Annotated in this window: 3 protein-coding genes; 2 read left to right on the top strand and 1 reads right to left on the bottom strand. The window is 58.6% G+C overall.

The genetic code is table 11. The annotated features are described in order from the left end of the window. Nucleotides 1-269 precede the first annotated feature (269 nt). Nucleotides 270-731 (bottom strand): DUF2938 domain-containing protein, encoded by a 462-nt coding sequence (locus AC630_RS38760; protein ID WP_074123629.1) that lies wholly within the window; start codon nucleotides 729-731, stop codon nucleotides 270-272. A gap of 138 nt (nucleotides 732-869) precedes the next feature. Between AC630_RS38760 and AC630_RS38755 the strand changes: the two genes are divergently transcribed. Further along, the gene (locus tag AC630_RS38755; RefSeq protein WP_245330645.1) at nucleotides 870-1,544 is read left to right on the top strand and encodes an ArsR/SmtB family transcription factor; all 675 of its coding nucleotides are present in this window, start codon (nucleotides 870-872) and stop codon (nucleotides 1,542-1,544) included. Between the two features lie 236 nt (nucleotides 1,545-1,780). Beyond that, nucleotides 1,781-1,959, top strand: a 179-nt coding sequence (locus AC630_RS48545; protein WP_143198652.1) for a GrpB family protein, incomplete at its 3' end; no start/stop codon positions are given.

Here is a 1,959-nt window from a genome sequence, read left to right as displayed (position 1 = left end):
CAGGACGGCAAGCCGGTTTTCCACGGCGGCATGAATTTCAACGACCTCGTCGCGCTCGCGCCGAGGCTAGCGGAGCGGGGCTGGCACGCCCAGCTCTGGATCGAAGCCGGCGATCTCGATGATGGCCCGCCGCTCCTGCGATGAATGGAATCGTTGCGGTCCATCCATGCAGGACCCTGCCAATCAGGCCCCTGAGCTGGCCAAGTATAACAGCCTCGATCGTGAACGGCACATTGAAGAACCAAATTTGCCCGGCACTATTCATATGCTCAGCCGATCGTACTCGAGAGCAGGGCGGCAATGTAAAGGCCAACCCCAAAAACTGTGTGCGTCATCAAACTACGCAACCGCGCAGTGTTCGCGGCGGGCGTTTTCGACGCCGCAATGCCAAAACCAAACCCGGGTTGCATGATCAGAAACGGCGCCGCGACGGTGACGACGCCCATCAGCAAGGCGGGAAGAAAGGTCGGCTTCAAGGCCCAGTCTGCGCCTATCACTAACAGCAGGATTGCTGCGAAGATCACGCCGATCACGTAGTGGGCGGTCCATCCGATGATCGCTTCGCCCGGTACGGAAGCGGCATTGAGGATGTTGGCGCGCCTGAACTTCCCCGCGGGTATGTTGGCCAGCCACCGGCCCACGATGTGATAGCCAAGCGAGGGGATCGAAAAGACGCGATTCAGAAAAACGGCCCAAAGATCCATGACGATGGTCGCACCGACGCCGATCATCACGGCTCGAACGATAAACTCCACTGAATGACCCACTCTTCACCTCTCATTTCCGCATCGACGGTGGCTTCGCATGCACGCGCCACAAATTGCCAAGACTACATTCAATGAATTGATTGATCAAATGAATAATGGTAAATGGCCGGCATGGATCAGGATCACAGGCAAATTCAGTTCTTCTCGGAGGTGGCCGAGCTAGCGCGTGCCGTGGGCAGTGCTCAGCGGCTCATGTTGCTGCAGCATGTCGCGCAGGGTGAGAGGTCCGTGGAGCGGCTCGCCGAGTTGTCGCACATGACGATCGCCAATGCGTCGCAACATCTGCAACAGTTGAAGCGGGCCAACTTTGTGCAATCCCGGCGAGAGGGCAAAAACGTCCTCTACCGCATCGGGAACGGCCCGATAATCGAGCTTCTGGGTGCGCTGACGCAACTCGCCGAATTCAACCGGACCGAAATCCGGGCTCTGGTGGAGGACAGTTTCCGGCAGCAGGACAAGCTGGAAGGCGTATCGCGCGAGGAGTTGTTGGAACGTTTGCGAGACAGCAGCGTCACCATTCTGGATGTCCGACCAGAGGATGAGTTCGCATCGGGGCATTTGCCAGGTGCGGTGAATATTCCCTACGAAGAGCTGGAAGGACGCTTGTCCGAGTTGCCACGCGATAATGAGGTCATCGCCTATTGCCGGGGCTCGCGATGCATACTGGCGCCGGACGCCGTCACGGTTCTGCGGGCAAGGGGAATCCAGGCCAGATTTTTCCCGGATGGCTTCCCGTCCTGGAAGGCTGCCGGACTGGCCATCGAAACCAAACACTGATTGCACGCGGTCGCCGGTGTCGAGAGTTAGGCGCTGGCCACGCAGTAGCGGCCTTTCCTCGGAGAGCGCTGTTGCCATCCTTTGCCCACGACATCCACCGCTTCATTAATCTGCAGTCGTGACGCCAACGATTCAGACCTGATCGGAACGGGTCCCACTTCGGCGAAGGGCTGTCGTCCACCGTCCGGCGAGAGAGCCACGACGGATGACAGACGAGATCGTCCAGCCGATCGGGCATCGAAAAAGATTCACGGGACTATCTGAAATGGAAGCACATCCGCCATCGCCTTTTTCGCGACTGGCTTCGCCAACATGCGGATGATCGTCAGCTCTACGCCGATGCCAAGCTCCGGGCCACGAGCGGCGTGAATACGGCTCAAGACTATAACAAAAACAAGCAGTCGGTGGTGCTCGA

Origin of the sequence: Bradyrhizobium sp. AS23.2 (genome assembly GCF_001908185.1) — a bacterium.
GTDB lineage: Bacteria > Pseudomonadota > Alphaproteobacteria > Rhizobiales > Xanthobacteraceae > Bradyrhizobium.
Note: the sequence above shows the minus strand (reverse complement) of the source record. Positions and strands in the feature narration are given on the sequence as shown.